Raw genomic sequence first — 16,037 nt, 5'->3', positions numbered from 1 at the left:
ACACCATACAATGCCGGATGGATATTCATCCGGCATAACAAATAATTAGTGTTTCTCGTCGCCACCGAGGAAGTAGATGCCCAGAGGGATGGCAAGCAGAATGGTAAACACCATGCTGTAGACACAAATCATTGCAGATTGAATGGCATACATTGAGGCGGTCCAGTCGGATAGCGGAATGCCATACTGTTCAATAACGCCGCCGATCGTCGCTCGCGTGACTACCGATGCAGCGATAATAAACACCCCAAGCAGGCACAACAAAAACTTTCGTCCCTTCGCTGTCTTCAGCTTAGCCATGATCATAGTACTGTCCTTTTGCAGATGAAAAGCTTGTTACTTTGCGCTAACAATACCATGACATCAACTTACTGTCTGCCACATAACGCTCCTTCACGAGTGACACCTGCGCGATTGCGCTGAAATTAGCGCTGATTGCATTATTTCTCTCGCCCTTTGGTTAATGATCTGAGCGCCAAAACTGCGTAAAATATCCGATGAGCAGAATGTCAGATGATATTTAGCAACCACGGAGCTGCCAGGAAGGATCATGATCGCTGAACTGTTTATGAATAATGCGTTTAATTTGACGGTAATTCTCAGTTGTTTTACCGCACTGGTGCTGATGAGCGTTTGGTTTCACCGTGGCGAAAGACGTTGCAAAGGATTCATATTTCATGCGGCACAATTTTTCGTCTATGCCATTATCATTGGAACGTTCGGCAGTATTGCCAATAACGTGATCGAGAGTTACAACCTGAAATTTATCTCTCCCAGCGTAGTCGATTTTATCTGCACCTCGTTGATTGCGCTGATTCTGACGATCAAACTCTTTCTGGTGATTAATCAGTTTGAAAAAACGCAGATTAATAAAGGCAGAGATATTACCAGCGCGAGGATCCTGTCGCGGATCATTAAGATTACCATCGTGGTCGCCATCATTTTGCTGTATGGCGAACATTTCGGCATGAGCTTATCTGGTCTGCTAACCTTTGGCGGCATCGGTGGTATCGCTGTAGGTATGGCAGGTAAAGACATCCTGAGCAATTTTTTCTCCGGCATTATGCTCTATTTCGACAGACCGTTTAGCATCGGCGACTGGATCCGTTCCCCGGACCGTAATATTGAAGGCACTGTGACAGAAATTGGCTGGCGAATGACCAAAATTAACACCTTCGATCATCGTCCGTTATATGTACCCAACTCGATTTTCTCCTCTATCAGCGTAGAAAATCCAGGGCGTATGACCAACAGAAGAATCAAAACGGTGATCGGGTTACGATATGAAGATGCCGATAAAATTGAGGCTGTTGTCGAGGCGGTCAGGCAAATGCTGCAAAATCATCCAGGGATAGACCAGAAGCAAACGCTACTGGTCTATTTCAATGAATTTGCAGATTCATCATTAAATATCATGGTGTATTGCTTCACGAAAACTACCGTATGGCAGGAATGGCTTACAGTACAACAAGACGTTTATTTGAAAATTATTTCGATAGTCCAGGCAAACGGCGCCGACTTTGCATTCCCCAGCCAGACGCTGTATATGGATAATCCTGAAGTATCGCCATCGGCACACTAACAAAAAGTAAAGACGCGGAAATCCGCGTCTTTTTTACCGTTATTTCAGCGAGGCAATATCAATTACAAAGCGGTATTTCACATCGCTTTTCAACATCCGCTGCCAGGCGTTATTAATATCCTGAATATTGATCACTTCGACATCGGCTGTAATACCGTGCTGGCCGCAAAAATCCAACATCTCCTGCGTTTCTGCAATCCCGCCGATAACCGACCCCGCAACAGATTTCCGCCCGAGAATCAGGGGAACCGTATTCAGGAACGGATCCAACGCGCCCAGATAGCCAACCAGCACCAGCGTACCGCTTAGCGCCAACGTTGGGATATAGGGATTCAGGTCATGAACGTACGGGACAGTATCAATAATCAGGTCAAACTGATTAGCTGCGGCCTTCATCTGCTCAGGGTCAGTGGAAAGCACAACGTGACTGGCACCCAGACGTCTGGCATCTGCTTCTTTGCCCTGCGAACGCGTGAACAGCGTAACTTCAGCCCCCAACGCATTAGCGAGTTTGATGGCCATATGCCCAAGGCCGCCCAACCCAACAACCGCGACTTTACTGCCCTCACCAACCTGCCAGTGACGCAGCGGCGACCATGTGGTGATCCCGGCACAAAGCAGCGGCGCGGCACCGCGTAAATCTATCCCTTCTGGCACCTTCACCACAAACTTTTCGGTAACGACAATCTTGTCGGAATAGCCCCCGAAGGTAGGCAGCCCGTCATGACGATCGATATCGTTATACGTGAGCGTGTTACCCTCTTCGCAATATTGCTCCAGCCCCTGTTTGCAGGCGCTACAATGCTGGCATGAGTCAACCATACAGCCAACCCCGGCGAGATCGCCTACGGCAAATTTGGTCACCGACTTCCCGACATGCACCACACGGCCAATGATTTCGTGTCCCGGAACCATCGGATACTTAGCGCTGCCCCAGTCATTATAGGCGTTGTGGATATCTGAGTGGCAAACACCGCTATACAAGATATCAATCACCACATCATCTTCGCGCGGATCGCGACGAACAAAGCTGTGTGGAACTAAATCTTCTTTCACCGCCAGAGCGGCATAACCCTTCACGTTCATGACCATTATGATTTCCTCAGGGATTAGGTACTACCTTAACCAGCATTCATAAGCGACATTCATCAAGAACCGCGCGGGCATTAGTCGCGATCTCAGCACCACAATGCTGTTCAAGTATTGCAATAAATTCAATCAGTTGATCAGTAGTCATACCGATATTCAGACTGATAGCAAAATGGCTCTTCAGTTGACTGTTCACACCGCCTAATACCGCTAACGCAGAAACCGTCGCCAGCTCCCGCATCTTCCAGTTAAGGACGTCACGCTGAAAAATATCGCCAAATAAATGTGCCTTTAGCCAGACATCAATGACAGGGGCAAAGTCGAACAGCGGCCCACTGACCTGATGCCCAACGAGCTGGGTCTGTGTGCGACTCCCCGCCTGGAAGCTGTCCCAGCCCTCCGTCGGCGGCGTGGCCGGATTTCCCTCTGCGTCGGTAATTCCTCTTTCTCTACGGCGTTTAACCACAGACATTAAACAAGCAAGTCCGTTCAGGCTGCGGGGGAAACCGCAGTAAGCATAAAGCTGTTGTAGAATTTCCTTCACTTCATTGAGGGTGAGTCCCGCATCCAGCCCGGCATTCAACGCCGCGTCCAGGTTTTCGCCCTGGCCTGTAGCGGTAAACGCGGCAATAGGTATGATTGCCTGCTGTCTGGCATCCAGTTGATGTTGCATGTATGACTCTCCAAAATAACGCCAGCGTACTGCCGCCGGATACTGAAAACAGTAAAATTATAGAGGCCTAACGCACCGCTGATTAGAGGATTAAATAAGAACGAACCTATGAACAATACTCATCAATGATCAGTCCCCGATGCCATTTATCAGCAGGGAAATTTGTACAACGTTAGGCAACAATCTCAATTAAATTGCCGTCAGGATCTTGTATTACCGCTTCGTAATAGCCATCACCGGTGGTTCGTGGAGCAGAAATTAAAATCCCCTGTTCCTGCGCGAGTCTCGCGATGGCATCAACTTTTTCCGCGCAGCCTGCGGAGAGCGCAAGGTGTACCCATCCACAGGTGTTATTGTCTGGCTGTCGTCTTGTAAGGCCCGGTTTGGTCATTATTTCAATCGCAACCTCATCGCCAATACGAACAAAATAAGATTCAAATCCAGGATTGGTTTTACTGCAGTATTTTTCGTTAATCTTGCCGTCAAAGAACGTGACCCAGAAACGAGCTTGCTGCTCGAGATCCTGTGTCCATAAAGCCATATGCGCAATCTTCATCACGAACCTCTTCTCGTAGTATTCCGAACAATACGTTCTCAAGGGTGTTGACATCGTTAATCATCATGCACGATCATGCTCATTATTGCTCGTTATTTGTTTTATCTGGAGTATTTATGCTTGATTATGCTGCCTTCCCGGAACAGCGCCAGGCGCTTATCTATCAGATCTTGCAGGAAAACGGCAGAGTCATTTGTTCCGAGCTCGCCAGTCGGCTAGGCGTTTCTGAACATACGATCCGCCGCGACCTACATGAGCTAAGTAAAGATGGCGTGTGTAAAAAGGTTTATGGCGGCGCGGTCATTGCCCTTCCTGAATCCGAAGACATCGCCGTACGCAAGAACATTAATGTGGCGAAAAAAAACAGTATCGCGCAGAGGTGCGCCCGGTTGGTCAAATCCGGCAGCTGCATTTTTATCGACACGGGCAGCACAAATTTAGCGATGGCTGAAGCTCTGCCCGCCGAACTGGCGTTAACCGTAGTGACCAACTCCCCAGAGATTGCCGCCGTTTTGCTGGAAAAACCGCTGTTTGAGGTCATCATGTTAGGCGGCGCGGTACAGAGATCCTCGGGTGGATGTGTGGGGGCCGCCGCCATCGCCCAAGTGCAGAACATCTTATTCGATCAGGGTTTTATTGGCGGTTGCGCGATGTCGCCAGAATCCGGCTTAACCGGATTTGATTATGCGGATTGCGAGTTCAAAAAAGCGGTAATCAAACAGTGCAATGAAACTATCGTCGCACTGACGGCGGAAAAGATCCCAGCCGTCGCCCGCTATGTCGTCGCCGAAAGCAGCAATATTGATGTGATTGTCGTGGAGGAAAATATCAGCAAAGAGTATGCCACGGCTTTCCAGGCGCATGACATTCGTATTTATACCGTATAACAGCGGCGGCGCGTTCGTTGCGTCGTTACTCAACGAAAGCTGACGACGCTAAACGTCGCCCCGGCCGTCAGCGCGGCGATCGCAGACAAACGATCCAGACGAATTTTTAGCGGATTGCCATTGTATTCCACCACCAGAAACTCTTCTTTATCTCTGGTGGTGCAGGTCGTCAACGCTGTGGCATTCATACACGAGCCATCGGTTAGCTCAATACGTAACCAATAATGGTACAGACAGGCGATCTCCAGATAATCGTGAAGTTCGCAATCTATAGGATGGTATTTTCCCGTCACATTCATAACGCCTCTTCCTTATTGCCGCGGATGTTCGGGAAATTGCTTACGCCACTTCCCGAACGCACCAGGTTATTTCAGCGCTTCAATGGGCGCGCCAAAATTGATATGCAGCACATTGCCGTCGATCACCAGCGCCGGAACGGACTTCACGCCAGCCTGTTCTGCTTCCGTAACCCGGCCAGGTTGCTCTCCCAGGTGAATAACATCGATTTCAACATCGGAGGACAGATGCTGAAGCAGCGCTTGTTCTGCGGAAACGCAAACCGGGCAACCGGCATGATAAAAACGGGCTTTAGTCATGATATATCTCCTTTTAAATTATGGTATCGATTCGATACTATAATTGATGCTATGCCACTTTTATGCTTTGTCAATATAGTTTTTAATCGATACTATATGTCGAGGAGGAAGTTGTTATGCACGACATGTCACTTTTCGATGTCCTGGACAGGCTTTCCAGCCTGACACGGATGTGGTTTCGCCAACATCCATTACTGGCGGATCTGCAACCGGTACAACTCAGCGCGTTAATGTATCTGGCCCGTTGCAACCGTTATTCCAATACGCCGCTTGGCGTAACGGACTACCTCGGCCTCACCAAAGGCACCGTATCGCAATCGCTGAAGCTGCTGGAAAGCAAAGGACTGATTGTTCGTAAGCAGGATGCCCGCGATAAACGCAGCGTACATTTACAGTTAACTGAATCAGCCGGTACGTTACTGGACGCCCTGCTCCCGCCAACGTTTTTGGTGGCGGGTGAAACGGCGATGGGTGAACGCGCGACTGTACTTAAGGAGCTACTGCTTGAACTTTTACGTGGGATCCAGCGGACCAACAATGTGCCTGGCTTTGGACTTTGCCATAGCTGTCGCTTCCACCAAAAAACGGGTGGTCAGGGATATTGTAATCTGACGAAAGAGAGATTGAGTGAAGAGGATGCGTTGCTGATTTGCCGGGAGCACCAGCCCCCGGAAACTTAAAATGGCTGGAGGAAAATCACACCAGCCATTTTAACGTAGGTAAAAAAGTTGTCCGTTTTACGAGCTCGCGACGTTTTCTCCAAGCTCAGTCATGGATTTTAACGCCAAGGCAGCCGCGAACGAATTCAGGGTTAAAGTGCTTCACCGCCTCACCCACATAGCCTAAATCCAGCGCACTGATTTGCGCCATTTCGCTATCCGTGAGTGAGAAATCCCAGATGGCAAAATTCTCTGCAATACGCTCCTGCCGGGTGGATTTAGGAATCACCGTGACGCCGCGCTGCACGTTCCAGCGCAGAACGACCTGAGCAACGGTTTTTTGGTGGGCATCCGCAATCCCCTGGAGCATTTCATCTTCATACGGTTTATGCCTGCCACCGCCTAACGGCGCCCAGGCTTCAGGCTGAACGTTGTAGCGCTTCATGGTTTCGATAGCTACAGGTTGCGCAAAGTAAGGATGTAATTCGACCTGGTTCACCATCGGCTTAATTCTGACGGTTTCACAGAAGTTAGCTAATACATGCGCATAGAAGTTGGAGACGCCAATGGCCTTCAGTTTACCGACTTCATAAGCCTCTTCCAGCGCGCGCCAGGCGCTGAAATAATCGCCCATGGCCTGATGCAATAAATAAAGATCAAAATATTCCAGGCCCGATTTTTTCAGCGACGCCTCAATACCGGCTTTAGCCATATCGTAGTTGGCCATATCCTGGACCCACAGCTTAGAAGTGATAAATAACTCCTCGCGGGTACACAGACCTTCGGCAATGGCTGCACGAACCGCCTCACCCACGGCATCTTCATTGCTGTACACGGCTGCGGTATCGATGAGGCGGTAACCGGTACGAATAGCGCTTAATACCGACTGCTTACACTCTTCTTTATCGGTGACCTTAAAAACGCCAAAACCAACCATCGGCATTTTGCGGTTGTTACTTAGTACTGAGTATTCCACGGCCAAGCCCCTGTCATGTTAAAACACCATATTAGGCCAGAACCCCCGCCGTGATTAGCCTGTAATCTCTGATTTGACCTATGCATGGAATTCATTAATACAGACGAGGTTGTTCTGTTAAAGATGAGGATAAGAAAGGATAAAGGCTGCGATATCAGACTCTATAACGCATCAGGACAGGACTACTCTACGGAACCAACATGGCATATGAACCTAATTCATGGTTTCGGACATAGCTCCTTCAGGTCGACACTATAAATTCTGAGTAATGTTGTAGTCTGCATAACAGACTACAACATTCAGGTGAGATCAAACTAATGATGCCACCTTTAATGGTGGCACCTGATCTGTAATACGTAACCATCAGCCATCGTCTGTATCCGTTTAAAGGATCCAGATGATGGTTTTACTGATTAAATCTTTCTTTAATGTGATTATCGCTTTTAACAAAAAAGTAGCACATCCCCATTACAACAAATATGAAACCGGAGCCGACGACCCAGTAACCGGGACCAAAGGCCTGGGGGTTCAGTATCATGTATATCAGGGATCCAATAGAGCAAAGCAAGACACCTGTGCGTAAAACCCATTGGATAAGTTTTGTCTGTTCATCCTTCAGCAGATGCTGGGCAAACAACATAACAACCATAATAGCCGGAAATAATATCAAACTGACATCAAGATGCAGCATGCGGAATGCAAAACCATACTCCCCTAGTGGCACAGGGTTAGCTGAGTTATAAAGATCGGCTCGATACTCTTCCAGGAACCCCATACCTGCTACGGTAATCACTATGCTACACCATGTAAGGAAGATCCCCATAAGAGTGTACTTGCTGGATTCGTTTAGTTTGACGCCATTTTTCCCTTTTCCGAAAAGTATTGAGCCAATCAGAAGTAAACCGCCACATAAAATAAAGGTACCGATTGTAAAATCACCTAAATCAATACCAGCCACACTATGGCCTCTGGGTTCAAAGAATCCTTTTTCTGTAAAAATATGAGGGATCTGTAAAAGAGGACCACCGAAACCTGATACTACTAAAATAATAACAACAGCAACCAGCCCCAAAATAACCAGCCATTCACCAGTTGCTTTTATCTTTGCAGCATATCCGGATAAATATCTCCCGTATCTCCAGGTCACTGCCGACAGTATAAGACCAATGACAGCCACTACCATCATGTCAGAGTGAGAGCGTAGTAAATTGTCCTGCCATTCCGGTAGGGTATAACCAATCTTACCAGCATACCAACCTAATATTCCCAGCCAGTCGCCAAAATCAAGAATGAACCCGGCTAAATCGCCAATCAGTGCGGCAATGACAGCTGTGCAGGATGCGGCTATAACCAGATAATATGTTCGTGATGACTTTAATTCTTTATTTTTTGACAGAATAAGTCCTGATAACATTGTTATCAGTATCACATCAAGCGATAAAAAAGAAAGAATTTGGTACCACAATGCAAGCTTGCTGGATTCCATAGAACGATTGATCGCACCACCACTTACACTAATTAAAATTGTGGCGATTGTGCAATAGAAAATAATTTTTTTGAATTTTCCGTCAAGACCATAAATCTGACTAACCAGTAGAGCAGTCAGACCAGCAAGACCTACAGACAAGCCATGAAAATACATTATTCTTGAGTAATCTACGGGAGTTACTCTGTCCACAAAAATAGAAAAAGGATTTGAAATAAAAACACTGCATACTGCATAAATGACCAGAATGATGAGTAGCCATTTGATTACCTGTGGCCAGCTATGTTTCCCCAGACCTGGTTCAGGTTCATAGTCCGTTGGTTTTATCATGTATGTTATCTCTGTTATGGCTTTTGCTGAGATTTTTGAACACGTGCCAGTGAGTCAAACTGACAGAGCAGTAAGGCCAGTGGCCGCGTTTTCTTCTTCAAATTGCCTTATTAGTCCAAATATCTTTGTATAAAGTACCTTGATCCTGGGGTTCAGCCAGTGTGATCGTCAGGATCTGCCGGTCATATCATTGGCATAATAAGGTCATTATATTGACCAAGATCTATAAATCTTTTGAAAGGTGAACCCAAAAAACGCAGATTATGTATGTATGACTCAGCAAGTCAGAGACGCTAATGACAGAATAGGTATAACGATGAAAATCTATAAAATCAGATGGTTATATTCATCATCACAGCTATAAGGGAGGTACTGTTGTCTGAGGATAGTCAAAACAAAGCAGGTCAGTGATTGAACAGCATCGCTATGCGATGAAAATGCCCGAGAGGCTGGTATCCTTCACCAGCCTTCAGTTTCCGGAGATAACAAAGCACGGGATCTGACAGACAGGTATATCGGGAACAAAGTTAGCCCGTAGTTATCTCTGAGAAATAGATCTTGAGCATATGTCCGGACGATTTTTATCCCTACACATCTCACTCTTACGAGTTACTCAGGATGCTTTCTCATTCACTGTCATGATAAATATCAGTGGGCTCTCACCCCGGTTTTCATAGAAATGAGGGACATCCGTTCTGGCCGTTGCAGAACAACCGGAATTAACCAGATACAGATGCTCTTGTACGCCAAGCGTGAGCGTCCCCGTTTGTACATAAAACAATTCAAGTGTTCCCGTAGAGTGACCGGGAGAAGCAAACTTTTCTCCTGGCTGCATTTCCCACATCCAGAGCTCTGTCATATCCGGCCCCCCGGAACCAGCAAGAAGCCTTGCTCTTCCTCCTTTGTCGCCTTTCCAGAGTTCAGGGATCTCACCTTCAGCAATAAGATGGACGGTTGGTTTTGTCCCTACATCGACAAAATCAGCCACCGATACCCCCATTGCGGCTGCCAGACGGCATAACAGCGCAATACTGGGATTGGCCTTACATCCTTCAATCTCGACCAGCGCTCCCTTACTGACATTTGCCTGCCTGGACAGCTCATCAAGCGACATTTTTTTTTGTTTACGGTACTGCTTAATTCGCTGCGAAACAGCTTCATTGACGGTGCTGACATCCGCACCCGCATCGGTCATTAAGTTGACTTTTTTGGTCATTGGTCGATATCATAAAATAAATTGGTCATTACAGGATTATCCCGTGTTAACACATTCTCCGTCAATTGCCCCGGAAGTTTATCGTACTGCTCCCTGTTTTCGAGCGCTTAGTATCTACGTAAAAGCCGCGCCGGTACTGAATCCTGACGTTGGCAGGGCCGCCTTGCTGGAAGCTTGTGAGGCGGTTCTGGCAGGCAGACCGGAATGGGCGGAGTCTCATCTGGCCGCATGGGCTGGCGTTTTTCAATCATTTGGCGCCAAACCAAAGCGTACGCCTTGTTCAGCTGATGCGCTACGTAAGCGCGTGCTTCGTGATGGCATGATGCCAGCACTGGATCCTGTTGTTGATCTTTATAACGCCGTCAGCCTCCGCTATGCCGTTCCGGTTGGTGGCGAGAATATTTCCGCTTACCAGGGTATTCCGCGTCTGACCATTGCGGAAGGTACCGAGCCCTTTGACACGATGAAAGAAGGCGCACCTGTTATCGAGTATCCCTCCCCCGGAGAGGTTATCTGGCGTGACAATGCTGGCGTCACCTGCCGTCGCTGGAACTGGAGGCAAGGGATAAGGACACGTTTAAATGTTGAAGCGCAGCAAATGTGGTTTATTCTGGAAAGTCTGCCACAGATGCCGCTGGAAAAGCTTCATGAAGCAGGAAGAATGCTGACTGACGGTCTGGAAGAAATGATGCCGGGTCTGTGGTTTGAAATTACTCTCATCGAAGATCAGCACCAGTAATCTTATTCAGGACAAACACCTATGTTTACTGGCTTGTCTGCGTTTCCCTTAACTCCAGTTACCACCAGCGGCGTGGATGAAAAGGGCTTCAGTCATATTCTTTCTCGCCTAACAGAAGCCCAGGTTGATTCTATGGGTATCCTGGGATCAACCGGAAGCTACGCTTATCTGACCCGAGAGCAACGCAAGCGCATCGCGATTCTGGCAACACAGCACGCCGGAGAGATCCCTGTCATGGTGTGTGTGGGTGCTGTCAGCACGGAAGCCATCCTGCATCTGTCAGACGATGCGCAAGCCGCGGGCGCAAATGCCCTGCTGCTCCCGGCTGTCAGCTACCAGCCGCTCCGTGACGAAGAAGTCTTCGCACTATTTGAGACCGTTACCCGACACGCGTCTGTGCCGGTGTGCATCTATGATAACCCGGGCACCACACATTTTACCTTTACGGATGAACTGCACGGGCGTCTATCCTCACTGGAGGGGGTTCGCTCGGTCAAGCTCCCTGGTGTCCCGGATAGCCCGACTGCAGCGAGAGAGCGGGTAGAGGCATTGCGTCAACACCTGCTCCCTGACGTAACCATCGGTATCAGTGGGGATGCTTATGCCGGGCTGGGATTAAACGCCGGCTGTGAAGTGTGGTACTCCGTTAGCGGTGGTTTGTTTCCGGTGATGGCGAAACAAATTACTGACGCAGCGGCGGCGAACGATCATGAACGCGTTACTGCCCTGACAACGCGCCTTGAGCCATTGTGGGCGCTTTTCCGTAAACATGGCGGAAGCGTCCGCGTTATTGCTGCTGCCGCAGGCGTGCTTGGACTTACCGATACGGACTGCCTCCCTCGCCCCCTGCAGCCTTTGTCAGCAGGTGATATCGCGGATATTGCCAGTGTGATAACCACACTGGAGTTGAAATAACCGCCCTTGAGGACCGGCTGTCTGCCGGTCCTTATGAAACCTGACCGGGCAATAACCTTCATGACGATCCTTCGGTGTACAAACGCTCCTGCAAAGGCAACTCTCGCACGCTATGCTCTGGCCGTAACGACCAGCGGGTCACCGCCTGACCGCCCTCAATACAGAAAACCTTCTCCCCGATAAGCAATTCCCGCTATTTCACCAAGTTTAGTGCTTCACAATATACATTGTGCGACTGTATGCGACATCTTCCGGGTTAGTAATCGGGTACCCTTTCAGCCACGGTTTAATTAACCGCCCGTTGGTATACTGATAAATTGGCGCAATAGGTGCCTGTTCCATCAGAATTTTCTCTGCCGTATTATAATCCGCATTCCGCGCCTTCTCGGTATTTTCCAACGTAGCCTGAGTTAAAACTTTATCGTATGCCGGATTATTAAAGCGGGAGATATTGCCCGTATGGGTCGATGTTAATAGCGACAGGAACGTCGAAGGCTCATTGTAGTCCCCCACCCAGGAAGCGCGGATCACATCAAAATTGCCGGTATTACGGCTGTCGATATAGGTTTTCCACTCCTGATTCTGCAGTTTTACGTCAACGCCGAGATTCTTCTTCCACATAGAAGCCACAGCGATAGCAATCTTTTGGTGGTTTTCAGAGGTGTTGTACAGCAGCGTCAGTTTCAGCGGCTTCTGCGGACCATAGCCTGCCGCACGCAACAGCGTTTTCGCCTGAGCATTCAACTCTTCCTGACTCATTTGCTCAAACGGAGAAGGTTCAGGTACAAATCCTGCCGTAACATCCGGCGTAAAATGCCATGCGGGCTTCTCGCCGGTACCCAATACTTTCTCCGCCATCAAACGACGATCGATCGTCATGCTGAGCGCCAGACGCACGCGGGAATCAGCAGTCGGTCCCTTCTGGGTATTGAAGGCATAATAGTAAGTGCCAAGCTGAGGCGGGGTATAAACCTGGCCCGGAATATCCTTCAACAGTTTCTGATACATGTTTTTCGGAAAGGATTCAGTGATATCAATATCACCCGCAAGGTAGCGCTTGGTGGCTGCCGATTCCTGATTAATGGGCAGGAAGGTAACTTTCTGCAGAACCGTTTTGCCGTTGTCCCAGTAATGCATATTCGGTACAACGACCAGTTTTTCATTTACGACGCGATCTTTGAGCACATAGGCGCCGTTACCAATCAAATTCCCCGGTTTGGTCCACTCTTTGCCGCTTTCGACGTTGGCTTTTTGTACCGGATAAAATGCAAAACTTGCCGTCAGGTTGGCAAACCAGGGGAGCGGTTTATCCAGCTGAACTTTCAATGTACGCGCATCGACTGCGCTAACGCCAAGCTTATCAGGCGTTGCTTTGCCATCGATGATCGCCTGAGCATTGCTAATACCCGCCAGCGCAGCAAACCACGCAAACGGTGATAGTGTTTTGGGATCAACCAGACGCTGCCAGCTGTAGACAAAATCCTGCGCCGTTACCGGTGTACCATCGGACCATTGCGCGTTGTCGCGTAGCGTAAACGTCCAGATGCGGTTATCGTTACTTTTCCATTGGGTGGCGACGCCAGGAACAATTTCTCCCTTCTCATTCTGATTGACCAACCCTTCAAATAAATCACGAATAACCTGAATTTCAGGAAGTCCGACGGCCTTTGCCGGATCAAGTGACGCCGGTTCATCTTTTATATGCCGCACCAGTTCTTGTTTCTCTGCCAGTACCGTTCCGCTGGGAACATCAGCAGCCCAGGATAAGGAAATGCTGCTAACCAACAGCGCACAACAGGTTACTGAAACAGAATGCTGCATAAAATACCCTCAATTCCGGCTACTAAGTGAATGTGTAATTATTTGTATCGCCAGCAGGAAATGCAATTAACTTCCGACAAGAAAGTGATATTACACCTGAAAAGATAAGTGTGTGAAAACGATTTGATTATCCATACATTTTGCACAACACTGCGAGTAACTATTCGAGCATTCAGAGATGACTATGACCGCTACCCGTCCCCGTGCCGAGCGCGGCGCATTTCCGCCAGGAACCGAACATTACGGACGTTCATCGTTAGGCGCACCGCTAATCTGGTTTCCTGCGCTGGCAGCCGATCGTGAAAGCGGCCTGATACTGGCAGGTACACACGGTGATGAAAACTCATCGGTCGTCACCCTTTCCTGCGCATTGCGTACGCTTAACCCTTCCCTGCGTCGTCATCATGTTGTGCTGGCGGTGAACCCCGACGGTTGCCAGCTTGGGCTACGCGCAAATGCTAACGGCGTAGATCTTAACCGTAACTTTCCTGCCGCAAACTGGAAAGCGGGTGAAACGGTGTATCGCTGGAACAGTAGCGCAGAAGAACGCGACGTGGTATTGCTGACCGGCGAGCATCCGGGGTCAGAACCGGAAACCCAGGCGCTGTGTCAGCTTATTCACCGGATTCATCCCGCCTGGGTGGTGTCTTTCCACGATCCGCTGGCCTGTATTGAAGATCCCAGACGCAGCGAATTGGGCGCGTGGCTGGCGCAGTCATTTGAGTTGCCCCTGGTTACCAGCGTAGGTTATGAAACGCCCGGCTCGTTTGGTAGCTGGTGCGCCGATCTGAACTTGCACTGTATCACCGCCGAATTCCCGCCCATTTCATCCGATGAAGCGAGCGAGAAATACCTGCTGGCCATGTCCAATCTCCTGCGTTGGCACCCTAGAGATGAAGCTGTCCGGTCGTAAAATGCAGGGCTGGCTCCGCATCGCTGGCAAGCCAGGTAGGTCCATCGAGATCGGCAAAACTGACCTGCGGCGTGAGGGGTAACGCCGCACCAATCGCCCGGGATGTACACAGCATGCAGCCCAGCATCAGCGCAAATCCTTGTTCGCGAGCATCAACGGCCAGCGCCAGCGCTTCGGTCAGGCCACCCGTTTTATCCAGTTTGATATTGACCATTTCATAGCGCCCGTGCAGCGCTTTCAGGCTGCTGCGGGTGTGGCAGCTTTCATCTGCGCAGATCGGTAGCGGATGCACAAAATTCTCCAGCGCGGCATCATCCTGCGCCGGGAGCGGTTGTTCCAGCATCGCAACCCCTAAATCAGCCAGAAGCTGACAGCGCGCGGCCAGCCCCTCTGCCCGCCAGGATTCGTTAGCGTCGACAATGATCGTGGCATCAGGAACAGCCGCACGAATGGCAACCATCCGTTCGCTTATTAAACGCTCATCCAGTTTGACTTTCAGCAGTCTCGCCCCCTTCTCCCACAGTGCTGCCGCGCTCGCCGCCATCTGTTCGGGCGTTCCAATCACCACCGTTTGCGCTGTCGTCACCACCTCCGCCAATTCGCAACCCACCAGTTCAGCCAGAGACTGCTGCTGTTGACGCGCACTCAGATCCCACAACGCACAGTCCACGGCGTTACGCGCCGCTCCCGCTGGCAACAGCTTTTGCAGTTCTTCGCGCGTCAGTCCATTTTCCAGTTGTGGCGCAATGCTCATAATTTGCGCCAGCACTGAGGCATCACTTTCACCGTAGCGCGGATAAGGCGTACACTCTCCGATGCCTGTGACGCCATTTTCTTCCACTTCGACAACCACCACATGCGCTTCGGTTCTGCTCCCACGGGCAATAACAAAGGGAGTGTGCAGCGGCCAGGCTTCCTCATATACCTTTACTGTTCTCATTCGTTTTCCTTAGTGCAGTCCCTGAAGCGGATATCCACAAATAGCGTTTGCCGTGTTAACTGCTGATAGCATAAACTAGCCTCGACGTTAACTATATGTAAACAGGAAGATAACCATGTCACAAACCGTTCATTTCCAGGGCAACCCGGTTGCAGTCGCTGGCTCCATTCCTCAGGCAGGAAGCAAAGCTCAGGCTTTTACCCTTGTGGCTAAAGATCTGTCTGACGTTACGCTGGGCCAGTTTGCAGGCAAGCGCAAAGTACTGAATATTTTCCCAAGCATCGATACTGGCGTTTGCGCGGCATCGGTACGTAAGTTTAACCAACTGGCGACAGAAATCGACAATACCGTCGTACTGTGCATTTCAGCCGACCTGCCATTTGCCCACTCACGTTTTTGCGGTGCGGAAGGTCTGAGCAACGTTATCACGCTGTCCACCCTGCGCAATGCAGAATTCCTGAAAAACTACGGCGTTGAAATCGCTGAAGGCCCGCTGAAAGGCCTGGCCGCTCGTGCCGTGGTCGTTATCGATGAGAATGACAACGTCGTTTTCAGCCAGTTAGTTAATGAAATCACCAACGAGCCGGACTATGATGCGGCGCTGGACGTACTGAAAGCTTAAGCTGCGTCTGCATACAGAAATGCCTCCAGATGGAGGC

At 49.4% G+C, this 16,037-nt stretch carries 17 protein-coding genes and 1 pseudogene; 7 read left to right on the top strand and 11 right to left on the bottom strand.

Annotation, left to right across the window (positions count from 1 at the left end):
• Positions 1-45: 45 nt before the first annotated feature.
• A complete protein-coding gene (locus FDW92_RS09970) occupies positions 46-306 on the bottom strand; it encodes a DUF2534 family protein (RefSeq protein ID WP_042308173.1) in 261 nt (86 codons plus the stop codon).
• A gap of 244 nt (positions 307-550) precedes the next feature.
• On the opposite strand from FDW92_RS09970, the gene FDW92_RS09965 reads away from it, so the two are divergent.
• The gene (locus FDW92_RS09965; RefSeq protein WP_042308171.1) at positions 551-1,582 is read left to right on the top strand and encodes a mechanosensitive ion channel family protein; all 1,032 of its coding nucleotides are present in this window, start codon (positions 551-553) and stop codon (positions 1,580-1,582) included.
• 39 nt (positions 1,583-1,621) lie between these two features.
• On the opposite strand, the gene FDW92_RS09960 is transcribed toward FDW92_RS09965, so the two are convergent.
• From FDW92_RS09960 to FDW92_RS09950, 3 genes and pseudogenes are all read right to left on the bottom strand, one after another.
• Positions 1,622-2,674: an NAD(P)-dependent alcohol dehydrogenase gene (locus tag FDW92_RS09960; protein WP_137400612.1), complete on the bottom strand. Its 1,053-nt coding sequence runs from the start codon at positions 2,672-2,674 to the stop codon at positions 1,622-1,624.
• A 40-nt stretch (positions 2,675-2,714) separates the two neighbouring features.
• Positions 2,715-3,359: pseudogene (locus tag FDW92_RS09955) on the bottom strand (carboxymuconolactone decarboxylase family protein); the annotation flags it as partial.
• Between the two features lie 157 nt (positions 3,360-3,516).
• Positions 3,517-3,900: a VOC family protein gene (locus tag FDW92_RS09950; RefSeq protein ID WP_042308166.1), complete on the bottom strand. Its 384-nt coding sequence runs from the start codon at positions 3,898-3,900 to the stop codon at positions 3,517-3,519.
• A 116-nt stretch (positions 3,901-4,016) separates the two neighbouring features.
• Here FDW92_RS09950 and FDW92_RS09945 point away from each other — a divergent pair, with 116 nt between their 5' ends.
• Positions 4,017-4,787 (top strand): DeoR/GlpR family DNA-binding transcription regulator, encoded by a 771-nt coding sequence (locus FDW92_RS09945; protein ID WP_042308165.1) that lies wholly within the window; start codon positions 4,017-4,019, stop codon positions 4,785-4,787.
• Positions 4,788-4,816: 29 nt separating this feature from the next.
• Here the strand turns inward: FDW92_RS09945 and FDW92_RS09940 are convergent, their stop codons facing one another.
• Positions 4,817-5,086, bottom strand: coding sequence for a Rho-binding antiterminator (locus FDW92_RS09940; RefSeq protein WP_042308163.1), 270 nt, complete (start codon positions 5,084-5,086; stop codon positions 4,817-4,819).
• A gap of 66 nt (positions 5,087-5,152) precedes the next feature.
• Positions 5,153-5,383: a glutaredoxin domain-containing protein gene (locus tag FDW92_RS09935; protein WP_032939694.1), complete on the bottom strand. Its 231-nt coding sequence runs from the start codon at positions 5,381-5,383 to the stop codon at positions 5,153-5,155.
• 116 nt (positions 5,384-5,499) lie between these two features.
• On the opposite strand from FDW92_RS09935, the gene FDW92_RS09930 reads away from it, so the two are divergent.
• Positions 5,500-6,063 (top strand): MarR family transcriptional regulator, encoded by a 564-nt coding sequence (locus tag FDW92_RS09930; protein ID WP_042308161.1) that lies wholly within the window; start codon positions 5,500-5,502, stop codon positions 6,061-6,063.
• Between the two features lie 85 nt (positions 6,064-6,148).
• Here FDW92_RS09930 and FDW92_RS09925 read toward each other — a convergent pair whose 3' ends face one another.
• From FDW92_RS09925 to FDW92_RS09915, 3 genes are all read right to left on the bottom strand, one after another.
• Complete coding sequence (locus FDW92_RS09925; protein ID WP_042308158.1) at positions 6,149-7,018, bottom strand: aldo/keto reductase; 870 nt, start codon at positions 7,016-7,018, stop codon at positions 6,149-6,151.
• Positions 7,019-7,424: 406 nt separating this feature from the next.
• The gene (locus tag FDW92_RS09920; RefSeq protein WP_042308156.1) at positions 7,425-8,834 is read right to left on the bottom strand and encodes a hypothetical protein; all 1,410 of its coding nucleotides are present in this window, start codon (positions 8,832-8,834) and stop codon (positions 7,425-7,427) included.
• 613 nt (positions 8,835-9,447) lie between these two features.
• Positions 9,448-10,050 carry a helix-turn-helix transcriptional regulator gene (locus FDW92_RS09915; RefSeq protein ID WP_038640863.1) on the bottom strand — a complete coding sequence of 201 codons (603 nt, stop codon included), beginning with the start codon at positions 10,048-10,050 and terminating at the stop codon, positions 9,448-9,450.
• A gap of 43 nt (positions 10,051-10,093) precedes the next feature.
• Here FDW92_RS09915 and FDW92_RS09910 point away from each other — a divergent pair, with 43 nt between their 5' ends.
• The gene (locus FDW92_RS09910; RefSeq protein WP_042308153.1) at positions 10,094-10,789 is read left to right on the top strand and encodes a B3/4 domain-containing protein; all 696 of its coding nucleotides are present in this window, start codon (positions 10,094-10,096) and stop codon (positions 10,787-10,789) included.
• A gap of 21 nt (positions 10,790-10,810) precedes the next feature.
• Complete coding sequence (locus FDW92_RS09905; protein ID WP_042308151.1) at positions 10,811-11,704, top strand: dihydrodipicolinate synthase family protein; 894 nt, start codon at positions 10,811-10,813, stop codon at positions 11,702-11,704.
• Positions 11,705-11,911: 207 nt separating this feature from the next.
• Here FDW92_RS09905 and mppA read toward each other — a convergent pair whose 3' ends face one another.
• Positions 11,912-13,525, bottom strand: a complete 1,614-nt coding sequence (gene mppA / locus FDW92_RS09900; RefSeq protein WP_042308149.1) for a murein tripeptide ABC transporter substrate-binding protein MppA — start codon at positions 13,523-13,525, stop codon at positions 11,912-11,914.
• 184 nt (positions 13,526-13,709) lie between these two features.
• Here mppA and mpaA point away from each other — a divergent pair, with 184 nt between their 5' ends.
• The gene (gene mpaA / locus FDW92_RS09895) at positions 13,710-14,438 is read left to right on the top strand and encodes a murein tripeptide amidase MpaA (protein WP_042308148.1); all 729 of its coding nucleotides are present in this window, start codon (positions 13,710-13,712) and stop codon (positions 14,436-14,438) included.
• Here mpaA and ycjG read toward each other — a convergent pair.
• Positions 14,413-15,378, bottom strand: coding sequence for an L-Ala-D/L-Glu epimerase (gene ycjG / locus FDW92_RS09890; RefSeq protein WP_042308147.1), 966 nt, complete (start codon positions 15,376-15,378; stop codon positions 14,413-14,415). The genes mpaA and ycjG overlap by 26 nt on opposite strands.
• Before the next feature lie 115 nt (positions 15,379-15,493).
• On the opposite strand from ycjG, the gene tpx reads away from it, so the two are divergent.
• On the top strand, positions 15,494-16,000 hold the full coding sequence (tpx, locus tag FDW92_RS09885; RefSeq protein ID WP_042308146.1) for a thiol peroxidase: 507 nt from the start codon (positions 15,494-15,496) through the stop codon (positions 15,998-16,000).
• Positions 16,001-16,037 lie beyond the last annotated feature (37 nt).

This window comes from Citrobacter sp. wls706, from assembly GCF_005281305.1.
GTDB lineage: Bacteria > Pseudomonadota > Gammaproteobacteria > Enterobacterales > Enterobacteriaceae > Citrobacter > Citrobacter werkmanii.
Note: the sequence above shows the minus strand (reverse complement) of the source record. Positions and strands in the feature narration are given on the sequence as shown.